This is a genomic window from Acinetobacter sp. CWB-G5, from assembly GCF_019209785.1.
In the GTDB taxonomy this organism is placed as follows: domain Bacteria; phylum Pseudomonadota; class Gammaproteobacteria; order Pseudomonadales; family Moraxellaceae; genus Acinetobacter; species Acinetobacter johnsonii.
Window position 1 is genome coordinate 238,828 of the sequence record NZ_JAHUTF010000002.1, and the last position, 19,432, is coordinate 258,259.

Annotated in this window: 12 protein-coding genes; 11 read left to right on the forward strand and 1 reads right to left on the reverse strand. The window is 39.5% G+C overall.

Going from position 1 to position 19,432, the window contains the following annotated elements; all coding sequences use genetic code 11:
• Positions 1-2 precede the first annotated feature (2 nt).
• Positions 3-1,322 carry an MFS transporter gene (locus KVY11_RS05225; RefSeq protein WP_218288338.1) on the reverse strand — a complete coding sequence of 440 codons (1,320 nt, stop codon included), beginning with the start codon at positions 1,320-1,322 and terminating at the stop codon, positions 3-5.
• A gap of 176 nt (positions 1,323-1,498) precedes the next feature.
• Here KVY11_RS05225 and KVY11_RS05230 point away from each other — a divergent pair, with 176 nt between their 5' ends.
• From KVY11_RS05230 to gltS, 11 genes are all read left to right on the forward strand, one after another.
• Entirely contained in the window at positions 1,499-4,252 is a 2,754-nt protein-coding gene (locus tag KVY11_RS05230) for an autotransporter assembly complex family protein (RefSeq protein WP_218288339.1), read from the forward strand.
• 25 nt (positions 4,253-4,277) lie between these two features.
• Positions 4,278-8,795 (forward strand): translocation/assembly module TamB domain-containing protein, encoded by a 4,518-nt coding sequence (locus tag KVY11_RS05235; protein ID WP_218288340.1) that lies wholly within the window; start codon positions 4,278-4,280, stop codon positions 8,793-8,795.
• Between the two features lie 207 nt (positions 8,796-9,002).
• A complete protein-coding gene (locus tag KVY11_RS05240; RefSeq protein ID WP_168158845.1) occupies positions 9,003-9,206 on the forward strand; it encodes a hypothetical protein in 204 nt (67 codons plus the stop codon).
• A gap of 145 nt (positions 9,207-9,351) precedes the next feature.
• A complete protein-coding gene (locus KVY11_RS05245) occupies positions 9,352-9,786 on the forward strand; it encodes an I78 family peptidase inhibitor (protein ID WP_218288341.1) in 435 nt (144 codons plus the stop codon).
• A gap of 109 nt (positions 9,787-9,895) precedes the next feature.
• Positions 9,896-10,255 (forward strand): hypothetical protein, encoded by a 360-nt coding sequence (locus KVY11_RS05250; protein ID WP_218288342.1) that lies wholly within the window; start codon positions 9,896-9,898, stop codon positions 10,253-10,255.
• Positions 10,256-10,376: 121 nt separating this feature from the next.
• The gene (locus tag KVY11_RS05255) at positions 10,377-10,646 is read left to right on the forward strand and encodes a hypothetical protein (RefSeq protein WP_010327006.1); all 270 of its coding nucleotides are present in this window, start codon (positions 10,377-10,379) and stop codon (positions 10,644-10,646) included.
• 294 nt (positions 10,647-10,940) lie between these two features.
• The gene (locus KVY11_RS05260) at positions 10,941-13,580 is read left to right on the forward strand and encodes a bifunctional aconitate hydratase 2/2-methylisocitrate dehydratase (protein WP_218288343.1); all 2,640 of its coding nucleotides are present in this window, start codon (positions 10,941-10,943) and stop codon (positions 13,578-13,580) included.
• 67 nt (positions 13,581-13,647) lie between these two features.
• Positions 13,648-15,024 (forward strand): hypothetical protein, encoded by a 1,377-nt coding sequence (locus tag KVY11_RS05265; RefSeq protein WP_218288344.1) that lies wholly within the window; start codon positions 13,648-13,650, stop codon positions 15,022-15,024.
• 12 nt (positions 15,025-15,036) lie between these two features.
• Positions 15,037-15,252, forward strand: a complete 216-nt coding sequence (locus KVY11_RS05270; protein ID WP_218288345.1) for a hypothetical protein — start codon at positions 15,037-15,039, stop codon at positions 15,250-15,252.
• A 418-nt stretch (positions 15,253-15,670) separates the two neighbouring features.
• On the forward strand, positions 15,671-17,902 hold the full coding sequence (locus KVY11_RS05275) for a TonB-dependent siderophore receptor (RefSeq protein WP_218288346.1): 2,232 nt from the start codon (positions 15,671-15,673) through the stop codon (positions 17,900-17,902).
• 202 nt (positions 17,903-18,104) lie between these two features.
• Positions 18,105-19,328: a sodium/glutamate symporter gene (gene gltS, locus KVY11_RS05280; protein ID WP_218288347.1), complete on the forward strand. Its 1,224-nt coding sequence runs from the start codon at positions 18,105-18,107 to the stop codon at positions 19,326-19,328.
• The last annotated feature ends 104 nt before the right edge of the window (positions 19,329-19,432 follow it).

Below are 19,432 nucleotides of genomic sequence, written 5' to 3' on the forward strand. Positions count from 1 at the left end.
CTTTAGTCCTCTAACTCAGGTTGTACAGTTTTTAGCATGGGTTTGAGTCGATATAACAACCACAGCGTAAAGCCCGCACTCAATACAGCAGTAATGCTGAAAAGTATTTTAATATCAATCTTCAAAACACTTAAAATGATAATCGAAAATATAGCAGAAGACACCATAAACACCGCATTTAATATGTTGTTTGCGGCAACAACACGTGCACGATGTGAACGCGGTGAATAGGCTTGCATCATGGCGTATAGCGGCACAATATAAAAACCGCCACTGATGCCGAGTAAGGTCACCGCAAGCATGACATGGTAGTAAATTGCACCGTGGTTAAACATGTCCGCGACATTCATCATTGCCCCTGTACGCTCTGGGACATAAGCCAGACTCAAAGCCAAGTAAAAGGCAAATAGGGTGAGTCCAATCGCACCGATAGGCACCATTTTAATATTCACTTCAGAGCCGCCAATTCTACGACACAGCAGGGAGCCAACTCCAATCCCGACAGAAAAGAACGTGAGTAAAAGACTGACGACATTTTCTGATGCATGTAGGTTTTGTTGAGTCAACTGTGGAATTTGGGTGAGATAGGTCGCGCCGTAAAACCAATACCACGAATTTCCCAGTAAAATCATAAAGATGAGGGGGAGGCTTTTGGCATATTTGAGTGTTTGAAAACTGGTTCTAAAGAAATTCCAGTCAATTTTTAAGTCGGGTGAGCTGACTTGCTGTTTTAAAATAAATCGGCTGGAGAGATAACCCAAAACGGCAATGATGACGACAGTCAGACTGATCCAAATAAGATTGCCTTGAGAAACCGAAATGACTGCGCCACCCAAAATCATTCCGATTAAAATAGCAATGGAGGTACCCGACTGAAATAGCGCATTGCCTGACATGAGTTCATTCGGTTTTAGAATCTCAGGTAAAATGGCGTATTTAATGGGGCCAAAGAAGGTGGAGTGCGTGCCCATCATAAATAGAGCCAAGAGCAGTAGCCATAAATTGCCCAACAAGAAACCCGCGGAACCGATGAGCATAATCACAATTTCTAGAACTTTGATGCCACGAATGAGTTGTGAGCGCTCAAACTTATCGGCAATTTGTCCTGCGGTTGCAGAAAAAATGAAGTAAGGCAAAATAAATAACAGTGCAGCTAAATTATTTAAGGTGCTGACATCCGCGGTTTGTTGATTAATCCATCCATAAGTAATGACTAAAAGCAAAGCTTGTTTATAGACATTGTCGTTTAAAGCACCAAAAAATTGGGTAATAAACATGGGAAGAAAACGACGGGTACTTAATAGATGTTCATTGTTTTTCATGCTTTTTGCACTGCATTAAGTTTTATTAAGAAATGTGACTAATTGCTCAAAGGTTCAATAAAATCATGTAAGATATTTAAAACCTGAAATTGGGTAAAATAATCAATAGATTTCAGTTCTTTTGTGACAATTCATTAGAGCAAATCCATAACGATTAAATAAATTTAGAGTTTTCTATGCTTGCCAAAACACAATTTAAAAAGTCGACTCTTTCATTGAGTATGAATTCTTTCATACCGTGGCATCATAACAATAAATATTTGTGTCTGAGTATCTTTTTAACGCTTTTGTCACAAGCTGCTTTGGCTGAAACACCCGTTGCGATTGAACCAAGTAATGCACAAGTTGAGCCACAAACGTCTACACAATTCACTGAAGACATTAAAAAAGAGGCGATTCGCCAAGGCATGGGTAGCGCGGACGAATTAAAAAAAGTTGAAAATTCTGTGGTTCAGTCTAGCGTTCCAGACAGTATGCAAATGTTGCAACAGCAACAGACGGCTTTAAAAAATTTACCTGAATTTGCACCGATTGAGTTTGATGATCTTGAAGATTTGCCAACTGTGCAAGTTGATCAAGGCATGGCCAATGATATTTATCAGGTGGCTGAGCAAGCGAAAGCAGAAGCTCAAGCTTACCGAAGTGGTCAAACGACCGAGTTGGTGGTGAGTGATGCCACTCAGCAGGAAATGGCGGAAATTAATCAAGCTCCGGTCAATGTCGATCAACTGATGCAAAGTATTCAAGCAGACAGTAAAATTTCAGTAGAAGCCAACACGGAAGGCAATACTTTAGACTTTGGCATGAGTACTGAAGAGCAAATTGCCAAAGAACCTAATTTCTTTAAGCGCATGCTTTATAAAATTCGACCACCAAGAGAACTGGATACTGCAAAAGTGCCGCGAATCAATGCAGATGTTGAAATCATCAATGCGAAATATGAAGGCGAGATATCCAATAAAGCGTATCAGGCTGCTTTGGTCAATTTAAAAGAAAATATTGAAGGCAAGGTTTCGAGCTTTACTGAAGAATCTTTTGAAGACTTTCCTTCAGCACTGCCACAGTTGCGGACACTTTCCAACCAAGCTGCTCAAGCCGTCGGGTTTTATAATGCTGAGTTTAAGTTTGAAAAAACCAGCAGTAATCGTGTGCGCATTCAGGTGGTACCGAATAACCCTGTGCGGATTGAAGAACAAAACATCGAGTTCAGTGGTGCAGGTCAGTACTTACCGCAGTTCCAAGTGATTAAAGTCTTACCAGAGCAAGATGTCGGCGATGTATTACACCATGGCTTATATGAGTCGACGAAAGCACGAATTAATGAAGCGGCTAGTAATAACGGTTTCTTTGATAGTTACTGGCGTTTACACGATGTGAAAGTTGAACAGCCACAAAATACGGCAGACATTAACTTACGTTATGAAACAGGTGAACGTTATAAACTCGGCGGTGTTGAGTTTGTGATGAGCGACTCAAGCAAACCACTCCCTATTGATTTAGATGTTTTACAAAGTTTAGTGACTTGGGAGTCTGGGGCAGATTATACTTTTTGGCGTGTTAATAGTTTGGCCAATAATTTGACCAACTCACGTTACTTTAACTACAGCTTGGTAGATGCAGTTCGTCCTGATCCGGTTGAAAGAATCCGTGAGTTACCGCCTGATTTACAGCAGTTGGTCGATGAACAACAACTTTCTCGTCAGGATGTTTTGGTTCAAGAGAAAAAGGAGGTTGCTTCGAATCGTGAAGTGACACAGTCTGTGGTCAGTGAAGCACAGTTTGCCGGTGTCAATGATGCCGAGCAAAATCAAGCACAATTAGAGCTTCGCAGCGCACAAGAAACCAAACAAAGTGAAGAAGAACGTTTAAAACTTGAAGCTCGAGAAACAAAAGTGATCCCTGTCAAAGTCACTTTAAACGCGGACCAGTTAAATAGTGTCGAGGTTGGTGCGGGTTATGGTAGTGATTCTGGGGCGCGTTTGCGTACACAATATCGCCGTGCGATTGTAAACCAACGTGGCCACTCATTTGATGCCAACTTAGAGCTTTCAGAAATCCGACAGGCTATTGATGGTCGCTATAATATTCCCTATAAACATCCACTAAATGATTATATCAGTCTCGTGGGCGGCTATGAGCGTGAAGAACGTGATGATGTCGGACAAGGTGTAAACTTACTCACCGAGTCTGCTGTTGCAGGGGCAGACCGTGTTATTAAAAACCCAATGGGCAATTGGCAACATACCTATGGTGTACGTTACCGTTTAGACCGATTGACGCAAAAGGGTTCAGCGAATGTAGATGATTTGCCGGATGCATTTATTGCAAATAATGATCCTGAGCAAGAGTCGCTTTTATTGGGCTATGAAATTTCTAGAATTGACAGCGATAAACGTGTAAACCCAAGTAAAGGTATTAAACAAACTTATAAAATTGAATTGGGTAGTGAAAGCCTACTTTCAGATGCCGATATGGCTATCGTAAATGCGGGTTGGCGCTTTATCTATTCATTGGGTGAAAATGACAACCATCAGTTTGTTGGGCGTGGCGATCTCGGTTATATCTTCACTGAAGACTTTAATAAAGTCCCTTATAACTTACGTTATTTCACAGGTGGGGACCAAGGTATTCGCGGTTTTGACTATAAGAGTCTGTCTCCAGTGGTTGATGGCTTTAAAGTGGGCGGTCAGGCCTTAGCTGTTGGCTCGATGGAGTACAATTACCAGTTTAAAGAAGGCTGGCGTGCAGCAGTATTCAGCGATTTTGGTAATGCTTATGATACAGATTTTAGCAATGACACCGAATATAGTGTCGGTCTTGGCGTACGCTGGGCCTCACCAATTGGCTCTATTCGTATAGATGTAGCTTCAGGAATTTCTGATGATAGTCATCCGATACGTGTGCATTTCTTTATTGGCTCATTATTATAAAATTTAAGACTTTTTTGGGAAGACTATGGCTGAAGTAGAACAGCAGCAAGAACCAACGCCACCTGCGCCGCACATCAAACAGCGACGGATTTTTAGAAGTGTCATTTTGACGCTGTTGTTGACGCTCATTTTGTTGGTGATATCGCTTGCGGTCATGTTTTCTACTGATAAAGGCAGTAAGTTTCTACTCGACCAAGTTTTACAACGTCAGCAGATTATCCAATATGAATATGAAGGTGGTAATCTGTGGAAAGGCATTATCCTTAAAAATGTGGTGGTCACCTTAAAACCTGTTGATGTCAAAATTGACCGTGCCGATGTGGTTTTAGGCTGGCGTGCCATTTTGAATAAAGAGATTCATCTACGTGAAGCCGATGTGCGCAATTTGCGCATCATTACCAAAGGTGAGCCGAGTGATGAACCCTTTAAGTTCAGCGAAATTAAATTACCCTTTGTTTTACGTTTAGATACAGCAGATGTTGATCATTTAAATATCCGTACCGCATCCGATGCCCAAGTAGATTTTTATGATGTGCATTTAAATAATGCCCTCTGGTCGGGGACGGAACTTGAGTTTGAAGACTCTCGTATGGACATGGGCTATTTAGCAGTTCGTAAAGCAACTGGGAAAATGAAGTTCTCAGGGAAATATCCACTTGAAGCGACCGCCATTGCCAACTTACCGGCACTGCGTGATAGTTTAAATGTGCATGATATTGCTGTACATGCAACAGGAACACTGGACACCATCCAAGCGGGTTTTGCAACGCGGACGCCTGACCTGTTGACAGGTTGGGCCATTTTGCACCCTGTACGTAAGCATGTACCGATGCAAGGTCAGCTTAAATTTAATCATTACAACTTACCACTCCTGACCGATTACAAACTCTATGCTGAAAAAGGCGTTGCTAAATTTTCAGGTGATATCGAACGTTTAAATATTGACTTAAATACAGATTTAAGTGGTAAAGATATTCCAAAAGGTCAATATACTGCTTTGATGCATACCGATTTGGTTCATCAACTTGATATTGATAACCTAAATGCTCAGTTGATGAAAGGTTCGGTCAATCTGGGTGGTGTGGTGAGTTGGAAAGATCATGTCACTTGGGACGTACAAGGTCGTTTAGATAAAATCAATCCTAAAGACGATGTACTGCCACAAGTGGTTTCTGACTTTCTACCGCCAAGTTTGGATGCAAAAATTGCATCACAAGGTACGCTTGAAAAGGGTTTACACTTAACCGCAGATCTAGACTTTGATCGTTATGAAGCATGGCATCTCGCACTAGACCAAAACCCAGAGAAAAATAATAAAGTCCAGCCAATGTTGATGGATGTCTCTTGGAAAAATATTGATCGTGCCGTGCCTTATATCGGCTGGTTAAGTAGTGCTTCAGGGGATGTAAAACTGGCGTTGGTTGAAGGTCAGCAAGATATTCATGTTGCTACTGTTGTGAGTCAACACGAAAAAGCGACGTTACCTGCGGGTAATTACCTCGCGCAGTTAAATTTTAAAAATAATAATTTAAATGTGCCGAGTTTTAGTTATGTAGCAGGTAAGGGAAGCTTAAGTGGTAATGCGGTGGTAGAGCTGCCAGATGAGAAACGTCAACTGAAGTGGAAAGCTGCTTTAAACGCGAAAGATTTTAACCCGCAAATGGTAGCAGAAGCTTCACCTGTTAATCTATTGAATGGAAATCTCCAAGCAAGTGGCTATGCCAAACCGAATCAGCAAATCATTCAGCTACAGGGCATTGATCTGACTGGAAAACTGGTGGGCAATAATGAAACGGTTCACTTAACTGGTCAGTCAACCGCGGCACTCCTGTTTAATGATGAAAAAGCTGGTGGTGCTTTCAAAGGCTATGCAGTGAACTACGATGGCGCTTTAAAAGCCAGCCAGTTTGAAGCCAGCCAGGGTGCGTTAAACCTAAAACTTTCAGGAACGCCCGAATTTATTAAAGTGACTGAGCTGAAACACAATGGTGTGGCGGGTCAAATTAATGCCAGTGGTTTGGTGCATTTTATTCACGGTATCACTTGGGATGTGAATGCAGCATTCATTCGTTTTAAACCACAATATTTTGCATCTAGTGTTAAAGGCGAATTGTCTGGTGTAGTGAAAACCAAAGGCACATGGTCAGATGCTTTAAAACGCGTTAACATTGAGAGCTTAAACCTCGCAGGTACACTGAACAATAAGCCAGTGCGTGGCACAGGTAATTTAGCTTTGGTGCTCAACTCCAGCGAAAAGGGCTTTTTACCGCAACAGTTTGAAGCGAATAACCTACTGTTGGCTTATGCCAAAAACCAAGTGCAAGCAACGGGTAATGCACAAAACCTAAGACTGAATATTAATGCGCCTGCACTGTATGAAATTTATGCGGGCTTACGTGGCCGTGCTTACGGCTATTTAAATATCCAATCTCAACCGCGTTTAAGGGCTACCGCAAACTTAGCAGTGGATAATTTTGGCTTTAAAGATCTGATTGATATGCGTAAATTACGCATTGTCGGGCAATTGCCGACATCGGAAACAACGCCGTCATTATTGACTGCAAAAATGGAAAGCTTAAGAAGTGGTAATCGTGAAATTCAACAAGGTGAAATTTCACTGGCAGGTATTCGTAAAGCCCATTTATTAAAAGTTTCTGCACAAAACGAAAAGTCGAAATTTTATGTGCAATTGGCAGGTGGTTTTAATGCGCAAAATGATTGGTTAGGCCAGATCCAAAAAGGTGATTTTGACTCTTTGCGTGCACGGTTGGTACAGCGCCAAAGTGCAGCCGTGGTCTATAACAGTGCCAAAGCAGATTTGTTGATTGGTGCGCATTGTTGGATGAGTCAACAAAGTCAGTTGTGTTTTGACCAGCCGATTCGTATCAGTAAAACACGTGGCAATATTTCATTCTTGACTCAAAACCTCGACCTAAACGACTTTGCTGCCTTTATGCCTGAAGGGTTAGCAATTACAGGTAAGTTAAATGGTCATGCTAAAGCGGTTTGGGCACAAGGGTCTAAACCAAAAATTGATGCGCGCTTAGTCACCCGTAATGGTGTGATTGGCTTGGCGGCGGATGATCCACAAGATATGGGCTCAACCTTAAAATATGAACAAGTGGCTTTGGTTGCCAAAAGCATCGCAGAAGGATTACAAATCCGTTTGGATGTCAAAACACCTGAAATTGGTGTGGGCTATGCCAATGTGGTTATTGATCCATATCGGGACAATTTGCCTATGCGTGGTGAAATTGCATTTGATCAGGTGCAACTCAAAGTCTTTAAACCTTTCATTGCTGATGTACGTTCGATGGGCGGAACACTTTCGTATGCAGGTAAGATTAATGGAACGCTAAAAGCACCACTACTTACAGGCGATGTCCGTCTGAAAGACGGTTCAATTAGTATGATCTCACTGCCAGTCAATTTGACCAATATTCAGTTGTATTCCGCTATACGCCAAGACCAAGCCACCATTAATGGTGCTTTTAACAGTGGTCGTGGTGTAGGCACACTTACAGGGGTAGTAGATTGGAAAAATGATCCACGCATTCAGCTTCAGTTGAATGGAGAAAATTTACTGATTCGCCAAGCACCATTAATTACCGCGCTAGTGACACCAAAAATCACACTGGATGTTTTACCATTGAGTAAGAAGTTGACCTTAAACGGTGAAATTCAAGTTCCTCGTGCGTTGATTTCGATGCCTGAAGCATCTGTACCTGTGGTGAATGTATCATCTGATGTACGCGTGGTCAGAGAAGGTCAAAACCAATTAGCGATTTTAAATAGCGCAAAACCTTGGGATATTCGTGCCGATGTGATGGTCGGATTAGGTAATCAAGTTTTCTTCCAAGGGTTTAATAGCCGTATTCCATTGTTAGGGCGTTTATATCTATCGCAGCGTGGTGCTGAAACCGCAATGCGTGCCAATGGTGCAATTGGGGTAAGTCAGAAAGTTAAAATTGAAGCTTATGGACAGAGTTTGGATTTAAACCGTGCCATTGCACGTTTTAACGGTGTGTTGAGCAACCCAACACTGGATGTTGATGCAAATAAAAATGTACAAGGTAGTACGGTGGGTTTCCGTGTAACGGGTACAGCAACATCACCCAATATTCAAGTCTATAACGATGCAGGGCTTTCTGAGCAAGAGGCTTTGAATGCATTAATTACAGGTCGTATTAACGAAGGTACAACTGGTTTAAGTCAAACGGAAGGCTTTAAGTCAGATGTCAACAACACCATTGCTGCCGCAGGGATCAGTTTAGGTTTAGGCGGTACACGCGCTTTTACGAACCAAATTGGACGTACTTTTGGCTTAAGTGGTTTGGCGTTGGATGCGCAAGGTACAGGGGATGACACACAAGTCAGTCTGACGGGGTATATTACACCTGACTTATATATTCGTTATGGTGTGGGTGTCTTTACACCAGTCAATAAACTGACTCTGCGTTATCAAATGAACAAACGTATGTACTTAGAAGCGAGTCAGTCATTAGAGCGAGCCATCGACGTCTTCTATAACTGGAAGTTCTAAAGCACTCTTCTGCTAAATAAAGCCTACATGATGTAGGCTTTATTTTTAGGGGTTAAAAAAAGCTTAATCTGCCATTTGATAAAACTCTTTATTTGATAGATGAAGAAAACCTATGAACAACAGACACTAGATACTTAAAATCAATTAAACCATAATGAAAGTAGGTGTATAGTAAATGGACTTGCTAAATTTAGAGTGATGATCCCTATGCCGATCAATTTTGTAATACGTTTTGCAGCGATTTTATTTTTAGTTTTAATTTTAGTGGCGCTTGCTATTCAGTTTTTCTTTGATCCGCACTATACCGTGGTCTTTTGGATTTTTGCCATGCCGTTCATTTTAGGTACTCCAATTCTAGCATCTGTAGTTTTAGCGAAAAACGAAGAGCTTGATATTCACTCAGTCAATTAAAAATGACCTGAAAATATAGCCTTTCAGTATACAAAAGTCCGTCAAGTGATGGGCTTTTTTATGCAATCTTAAATTTTGCAAAACTCGCACAGTTTTTTAAAAATATATTTGCTATGTTGATCTTTTATTTAAAGAAATATTTTTTATGAAAAAAATCTTAATGCTTGGATTAATTGTTGCTGCTATTTCGGGTTGTAGTACTGCGCAAAAGAATGAAACTGAAAAGCCAACTTTAGGTATGGCTAATCCTGCCAGTACATACTGTGTTGAACAGGGTGGTAAATTAGAGATTCGAAAAGAGGCCAATGGTGAAGTAGGCTATTGCCATTTGCCGAATGGTCAAGTCATTGAAGAATGGGCGCTTTTCCGTTCTAGTCAAAGCAAATGTGTTGCTGAGCAAGCGACAGCTTTGATTGGTCAGTCAAATTTAACTGAAGCACAGATTAAGCAAAAAACCAGTGCGAAGATGGTACGCTTAGTACAACCAGGGCAGCCTGTGACTATGGATTATCGCGAAGACCGTGTGACAGTAACAGTCGATCCGAAAACCAATAAAGTAGTTCAAGCAAGCTGCGGTTAATTGTTCTAAGAATAAAAGCCCGAATTTGGGCTTTTATTTTATTTTAAAGTGGGTAATGGTTCTTCATTTGAAAAAGTTTGATTATGATAGGGCGAATAGGAGAGTTGTAATGAAAAAGTTATTCGCTTTGGCTGCTGTGATTGCGCTGGTGGGTTGTGCTGAAAAAAAACCGTTAACACCAGAAGAGCAATGGCATGGCTATTGTAAAAGTATTGGTAATGCAGCACGTTCAATTATGTTAGACCGCCAAAATGCCATTGAAAAAGAGAAAGCGATTGAGCATGCCAATAAAGTTGAAGACGAAATGACCAAAGCATTTGCGTTAGAAATTATTGAAGATGTTTATGCTTTACCTGAGGCTGAAATTAAATCCGATATTGAAGGTGCGCGTGAAAAAGTTCGTGTGAAATATACTGAAAAATGTATTGCAACACCGCATACTGAAATGCCAGATTACAAACCGTTCTAAGGAACGGTTTTTTATTTTTTGGATGGAACTTTTTGTGACAAAACTCTAAATCATATATATAGCAAAGCATATAAAAATAAAGAATAATGAACCTAGAATAAAAAAACGAGAGGAGCAGAAAATGGAAGTTGTTGGCTATTTAAATCACGCTGATTTACTCTTGGAAGATGAAAATGGTGTGGCCGTAATTGGCGGTGGTCATTATGTTCTCAGTTTGGGTGACCATGTATATTTCAAACACGCACTTGACCACGAACCTACACGTATTTCAGTACAAATTTCTTTTGCAAGCTCTGCACATCAAAATTTGCATGATGATGAAATTCAGATGAAATTTGAAGGCTGTCGTGAAAGTTTCAAACAATATATTCAAGCCACAACAGTACACTAAGGTTGAATATTTATATTGCGTAAAAAGAGGCAACATAGGTTGCCTTTTTTGTTTTTAAATGGCAGTTCAAAGTTAATGTGAAAAAAGTCTAAACGATCTGACTATATTGTCGTTTTTATGTGCAATCGATATGAACATCATTTAGTTAGAAAATAATGGGCATCACGAAGAAACACTTGTAGCGCATTAACTTTTAACTGGAATTTTAGTAAAATTAAGCAGTCCATATTATTTACGTAGCTTTATTTAAAGCAGGAATACGTAAATAATTTTTTAAAAAAGAGGAATAACACCGTGCTAGAAGCTTACCGCCAACACGTTGAAGAACGTGCCGCACTCGGAGTCCCACCGAAGCCACTTGACGATGCTCAAACAGCTGCATTAGTTGAATTATTAAAAAACCCACCAGCTGGCGAAGAAGCATTTTTAGTTGATTTACTAGAAAACCGTGTTCCAGCGGGTGTTGACCAAGCTGCATATGTTAAAGCTGCATTCTTAGCTGCTTTGGCTAAAGGCGAGGCGACTTCACCATTAGTTTCTAAAGAACGTGCGGTTTACTTACTAGGCACTATGCTTGGTGGTTATAACGTTGCTCCTTTAGTTGCTCTTCTTGACGATGCTGCACTTGCTGAATTAGCTGCTGAAGCGCTTAAGAAAACTCTTCTTGTATTTGATGCCTTCCATGACGTTGCAGACAAAGCAAAAGCGGGTAACGCGAATGCACAAGCAGTTATGCAGTCTTGGGCTGATGCTGAATGGTTCACGACTCGTAAAGACGTTCCGACTGAAATCAAACTGACTGTTTTCAAAGTAACTGGCGAAACTAACACTGACGACTTGTCACCTGCACAAGACGCATGGAGCCGCCCAGACATTCCATTGCACGCAAATGCAATGTTGAAAAACGTACGTGACGGTATCAACCCAGAAGTTCCTGGTGAAGTTGGTCCACTCAACCAAATCAAAGACTTGATCGCGAAAGGCAACCAAGTTGCTTACGTAGGTGACGTTGTTGGTACTGGTTCAAGCCGTAAATCAGCAACTAACTCTGTACTTTGGTTCTTCGGTGACGAAATTGCTCACATCCCAAACAAAAAAGACGGTGGTTACTGCTTAGGTTCTAAAATCGCTCCGATTTTCTTCAACACAATGGAAGATGCTGGCGCATTGCCAATCGAGATTGATGTTGCAAACATGAACATGGGCGACGAAATCGTTCTTAACATTGATCATGCTGCTGCAAAAGTTACTGCAACTAAAGACGGCGCAGTAATTGCTGAAGCTGAACTTAAAACTCCAGTGCTTCTAGACGAAGTACGTGCGGGTGGTCGTATCAACTTAATCGTTGGTCGTGGTTTAACAACTAAAGCGCGTGAAGCTTTAGGTCTTGCTCCATCGACTTTATTCCGTACTCCAGTTCAACCTGCTGCTACTGGCAAAGGTTTCACTCAAGCACAGAAAATGGTTGGTCGCGCATGTGGTCTTCCTGAAGGTCAAGGTGTACTTCCAGGTACTTACTGTGAACCTAAGATGACGACTGTTGGTTCGCAAGATACCACTGGTCCAATGACTCGTGACGAATTGAAAGACTTGGCTTGCCTAGGTTTCTCTGCTGACCTTGTTATGCAATCTTTCTGTCACACAGCTGCGTATCCAAAACCAGTTGACGTTCAAATGCAACACTCGCTTCCTGATTTCATCATGAACCGTGGCGGTGTGTCTTTACGTCCAGGTGACGGTATTATTCACTCTTGGTTAAACCGTATGCTTCTTCCAGATACAGTTGGTACTGGTGGTGACTCGCATACGCGTTTCCCAATTGGTATTTCTTTCCCTGCGGGTTCTGGTCTTGTAGCATTCGCTGCTGCGACTGGTGTTATGCCACTGGACATGCCTGAATCTGTACTTGTTAAGTTCAAAGGTAAAATGCAACCTGGTATCACACTACGTGACCTTGTACATGCCATTCCTTACGTTGCGATTCAGCAAGGTGACTTAACTGTAGAGAAGAAAGGTAAGAAAAACATCTTCTCTGGTCGTATCTTAGAAATCGACTTAACAGAAATGGAAACTGACCTTACTGTTGAGCAAGCATTCGAACTTTCTGATGCATCTGCTGAACGTTCTGCTGCTGGTTGTTCTATCACACTTTCTGAAGAGAAAGTTGCTGAATACCTGAAATCAAACATCACAATGTTGAAGTGGATGATTTCTGAAGGTTATGGCGATGCGCGTACTATGGCTCGTCGTGTTGAGAACATGGAAAAATGGTTAGCGAACCCATCACTTCTTAAAGCTGATGCTGACGCTGAATACACGAAAGTGTATGAAATTGACCTTGCGACAATTACTGAACCAGTTCTTTGCTGCCCGAATGACCCAGATGATGCAAAATTGCTTTCTGACGTTCAAGGCGTGAAAATTGACGAAGTATTCGTTGGTTCATGTATGACAAACATCGGTCACTTCCGCGCAACTGGTAAGTTGTTAGAAAAAGTTCCTGGTGGCGTACTTTCAACTCGTTTGTGGATTGCTCCGCCTACGCGTATGGACGAACGTCAATTGATGGAAGAAGGTTTCTATAATACTTATGGTAAAGCTGGCGCACGTACTGAAATGCCAGGTTGTTCATTATGTATGGGTAACCAAGCACGTGTAGCGCCGAACACAACTTGTGTATCGACTTCTACGCGTAACTTCCCGAACCGTTTAGGTCAAGGTGCGAACGTTTACTTAGCGTCTGCTGAACTTGCATCTGTTGCTGCTGTACTTGGTAAATTACCAACTCCAGAAGAATACCAACAGTATGCAGCTCAAATTGATAGCATGTCTGCTGACATCTACCAATACTTAAGCTTCGACAAAATGGGCGACTATACTGACGCTGCTGCGAATGTTGATACCAAGAAAATTGCTGCTGCTCAGTTGACTTAATTGTTCATTAAAAAGTAGTTTAGAATAAGGGCTGATTTATCAGTCCTTATTTTTTGGAAAATTATAAATGTCGTTAGGTATATGGGAAAATATTGATCATTTTAATTTCAATGAGTTTGCATGTGTAAAAAAAGGTTTTTTGAGGTATGAGAAGGGGGAAATGTCTATTTCTCGTGATAAAGAATCTCAGTTGTTGTTAAAAGTAATTGGTGATGCAACAGTATCGGATTTTAATTTTAAGGATAAAGAGGGTGATATTCCTTACGAAGATTTTCATGTGGAATTTAAGCATAATCATCTTGATCAAAAAATAAAAATGCTCGCTGTACCAATAAATAGAAAAATAACACAAAACAATGGAGAACATATTTATATCGATATTTTTTTAGTAGAAGAGTTTGAATTTTCTGATGATCATAGTTTGATTGGAGCAGAATATTTAATAGAGTTTGTTGATAATTTAAAAATTAATCATTTGTTTCCAAATTCTATGCAAATTAAGGAAAATCATGAAAAGATATATGATTTGAAGGATTCAAATTTTGAGTTAATGCAAAAAATAATTAATCATAATCACTGGTCTAGAAATAATATTAGGTTTGAGCTTGAAGATAGTGAGATATTTATAATTAAATTAGGTAATGGAGATAAAGGTATAATTTTATATAATATGGAACTAGGTCTAGTTAAAAGAGAAAAAATTAGAAACACTATTTCCTATATTTTAGGAAGCCCATTGGTATTTTATGGGTATTCATTTGTTAATAAATATATGGCACCAACTTTTAGTTATTTGCGAAATATTAATAGTAATGAGCTGGGGCGATTAAGTATTGATTTTCAACTACCAGCACCACTTAGTTTAAAAGCTTTCAATATTATAGAGTTAGATTTTTTTCAAAAATTGGTGCAGGAGTTCTATATAAAGTATGATGAGTACGATCTTAATAATATATTTTTTACTTATTGGATAGCAGTGAATTCAAATTCAATTACAGCAGCTGTGCATTATGGCGCTTTAATTGAAAAGTTACAGGCTAACTATATGAAAATTAATAATGTTAGCTATAGTAAAATTTTAGATAAATCAACTTTTAAGAAGTTAAGCGAGCAATTGAAAGTACAGCTTGATAGTTTTGAATTAAGTGATGCTCATAAAGAAATATTTATAAATAAAATAGGAAATATGAATACATATTCACAGAAGGATATGATGAATTTTTTCTGTAAAGATATTTCATTAGAATTGTCGGAGATTGAAAAAAAAGCATGGCAACAGAGAAATGATGCAGCACATGGGAATGATGTAAGTGATGTTAATAAGGCTTGGCGAAATACATTAATATTAAGAGAGTTGGTAAATAAATTTTTATTAAAGTTGTTAACATCTTCTAAACACTATTTTTCCTATGTTGAAGGGAATACTGAAACTAAGAGATTGTAAAGGAATAATCAAATGGCTAAACAATCCCGCTTCCTCTGTATCGGTGGCTTCCTAAACGGAACCCAAGTCAAAGACCAAGGCGAAAGCTTTATCTGTGTGGAAAATAGCAAACAGGTGACCTATCGAAAAATGGAAATTTTCCATCAAGACTCGTGGGATCAAGACTATTATGTGTGTGAAACGACAACAGACCAACAAGCCAAAAACTGGGTCTATGACATCGAGTAAGTCATCGACAAGACCATGTGTTAAAAATAGACCAAAATACACTTGGTCTATTTTTTTTGTTGTCATATTTATAATTATAAAAAAATAGAGCATTATAAATATCTATTGTATGTTTTTCACTCAGTTTTTCTGTGAAAAGGAACGTATATCTACAATACAAATATCTTAAATCTAAATTAAAGATGTATTTGCTAATGATAATTAGTATCACTTGCGTTATTTTTTGTTTATAATTTTTCGAAATGGATTGATATGTAATGACTCAAACCACTGAGATGTTCGAAAAGGATTTTACGAATCTTAGTACTTGTGATGCTACAAAGGTGCTTGTTTTACTTAAGCATAGTAGGCACGTCCGCATTTTAAAATTATCAATTCATTGTCTTATTTTTTTCTCATTAGCTGTGAATGTCCTGATATGTTTAAACGTCCTCTGTCTACGCAAAAGCCACTCTATTTGGCGATGCAAGTTATTTTCCTGTCTTCAACTGCCATGCTGTCTATGACACACGCAAACACCGTGGAAGAGGAGGAGTCTAATACAACGTCTCAGCCAAATGCACAGTTGGCGACCATTACCCTTACAGCTCAAGATAAAACAGCAGTTACCGAAAATACAGGTAGCTATACGACGAGTAGCACAAATACCGCAACCAAGTTAAATTTATCCCTACGTGAAACCCCGCAAACAGTCAAAGTCTATACCCGTGAATATTTGGATGACCGAAATATTGAGTCCTTCCAAGATTTGATGAGTAATATTACAGGTGTATCTACTCCGCGTACGGACGAACGTCAACGCCCTTATGCACGCGGTTTTGATGTAGATTATTTCCTTATCGATGGCAAGCCAACAACTGCAAACTTAGTGGCAGCTGACCTAGATTTAAGTATTTATGATCGTGTTGAAGTCGTAAAAGGTGCTAATGGTTTAATGACTGGAGCGGGAAGCCCAGCAATGGGTATTAATTTAATCCGTAAGCATGCAAATTCAAGGGAATTTGCTGGATCAGTAAGCGCATCGGCAGGTTCATGGAATAGTTATTCAAGTTCGGCAGATCTATCTGCACCTTTAAATAGTGATGGCTCACTTCGTGGGCGCGTTTTTGTAAAACATTCTGATGAAGATTCATTTATGGATTTTTATGAGAAAGAGCGAAATATTGTTTATGGTGCAATTGATTATGATATTAGCGATAAAACATTATTATCTTTCGCTGCATCTTATCAAGAGTTGAATCGCGATGGTGTGCGTTGGGGAGGCTTACCCGCATTTTATACCGATGGTACCAGAACCAATTTTGATCGATCACTAACAGTTAGTTCTGACTGGACGTATTGGGACGCAAAAACGACTATGCTTTTTGCTGACTTAAAGCATACTTTGTTTAATGATGTAAGCTTAAACGTTTCATATTTATACAGACAAGAAGATTCATCTTCAAACTTGTTGTACACAACAGGGCAAGTGAATAAAGACACAAATAAACTTCCTGTCTATAATGAGACTACCAAAAAGTATAATGTTTCTGTTTATGCAGATGATCAACGTACCGATGAAAATAATGTCGATGTTTATATCGCAGCACCTTTCACCCTTGCTGGCCGTGAGCAAGAGATTGTTATTGGAGGGGCATGGAATAAATCTGAACTAAAGAAAAATAATTTTGGTGGTTCTTATTATACGGGGGGGAATGTATTAAATGTAGATGCATTAAACTTTAACGATATGAATACCCAAATTGTTGTACCTATAGAAAAAAATCAAAAAGGTGTACTCAATAACACGGTTCAAACAGCAGGTTACATTTCAGGTAAATTCCATATTTTAGATCCATTAAAAGCAGTTGCAGGTGTTCGTGTTTCAAATTGGGAATACGAAGCAGCAGATGGTAAAGGGAATAGAGAGTTTAAAAATGAGATTACACCTTACTTTGGCCTTATTTATGACGTTGCGCGGGATTATTCAGCGTACGTGAGCTATACCAGTATTTTTAAACCACAAAACAGAAAAGATGTAAGTGGTAATTACCTTGATCCTATTGATGGTAAAAGCTATGAAATGGGTTTAAAAGGTGAATATTTGGATGGAAAGCTAAATGCCGCCTTATCTATCTTCCGAATTGAGCAAGATAATGTTGCAGAGCAATTATATGATTCAAATGGAAAAGAAGTAAAAGTTAAAGATAACAACGGGGCTGATACACCCGAAAATGCTTATTTTGCGGTTGAAGGTGTAACAAGTAAAGGTGTTGAACTCAACATTGATGGTGAGCTTAATGAGAATTGGGGGCTTAGCTTTGGTGTTGCTAATTTTGATGCTAAGGATGCTAAAGGTGTTGATTATAACTCTACCAGTTCTCGGACTACGGCAGACTTATTTGTTAAATATAAAAATGAAGCATGGTATGCCGGTGCTGGCCTAAATTATTTTAGTAAAATTTATAAAGGCACAGGTGCGACGCGTGTGGACAGAGGTGATCTGTATCTTGCAAATGCAATGCTGGGTTATAAGTTTGATCCAAATTTTAGTACACAACTCAATGTAAATAATTTATTTGATAAAAAATATTATGATGGAATAGGCTCAGATTCAATGATTTGGGGCGAACCAAGAAATGCAACATTAAGCTTTCATTATAAATTTTAATTTTAAAGTTATGTTGCTATAAAAATAAAAAGACCCAATTGGGTCTTTTTATTTTTACGATGATTAATTCTTAAAATACTGAGCTCAGTTATAAAACATCATGTAATCTAAAGCATAGAAATTGTACATTGAGAAACTTTAGCCTGTTCATCACTGACTTATCTGTTTTAGAATTAATGCAATAAGCATCATTGGATACCTCATGAACTATCAATTCGATGCATTTATGACCATTGTTGCAGCAGTTGCTGTGCTATTGGTCGGTTATGTATGTGTGAATAAAGTCAGTATTTTAAAAAAATATAACATTCCCGAACCTGTTGCAGGTGGGTTGGTTGCAGCTGTTATTACTTATATTTTGTTTAAAAGTTCAAACATAACCGTCAACTTTGATACCAATATTCAGCAAATTTTTATGCTGATGTTCTTTACCTCTGTGGGTTTAAGTGCAAGCTTTGTTAAGCTCAAAGAAGGTGGGAAGTCGCTGCTTGTTTTTTTGGTTTGCGTCATTGTATTTGTCCTGCTGCAAAATGTGGTTGGTATTAGCCTTGCCACAGTTTTAGGTCTAGACCCGCTGATTGGTTTAATTACTGGTTCAGTCACACTCACAGGTGGTCATGGGACAGCAGGAGCGTGGGGCACGATATTTGAAAATGAACACGGTGTGCAGGGTGCGATTGTACTGGGCATGGCAAGTGCAACATTTGGTTTGATCATTGGCGGGGTAATAGGTGGACCTATCGCTAAATTTCTGATACGTCGCTACCAGCTGGCTGAAGAAATTCCAGCAGCAACAGGGCGTAATGAAGCGCCACCCTCAGCACAAACGGCGCCATTTGAATTTCCTGAAAAAACGCGTCTGATTACGGCAGATGATGCGGTCAAAACCATGGGGATGTTTGCAATTTGCATCAGCTTTGCATACTTCATGACAGCGGTGGCTAAAGGGCAGTGGTTTGAGCTACCAAGTTTTGTTTGGGCGCTAATGTGTGGTGTGGTTTTACGTAATATTTTAGAGCATGGGTTGAGAGTTCAGGTTTTTGACCGCTGCATCGATGTATTTGGCAATGCTTCACTGGCACTGTTTTTAGCCATGGCGTTAATGTCCTTACAGCTTTGGTTGTTGGCAGATTTGGCTGGTCCACTGGTGATTATCCTGATTGTACAAACACTGTTCTTAGCACTTTATTTGTACTTTGTGACCTTCCGTGTGATGGGTAAGAACTATGATGCTGCGGTACTTTGTGCAGGCCAATGTGGTGTCAACTTAGGTGCGACACCGACAGCAATTGCCAATATTCAAGCGGTAACCAATACCTATGGACCATCCCATAAAGCCTTTTTGATCATTCCGCTGACGGGTGCATTCTTTGTTGATATTGTGAATGCTTTTGTGATTCAGCTCTCAATTGGTATTTTGGGTTAATATTTTTAGAGATGATACACTTAATAAAAAAGCACCTTGGGGTGCTTTTTTATTGGCTACCATTTTGTATTTGAATGATTTTCACTATCTAAAGTATCAGTATT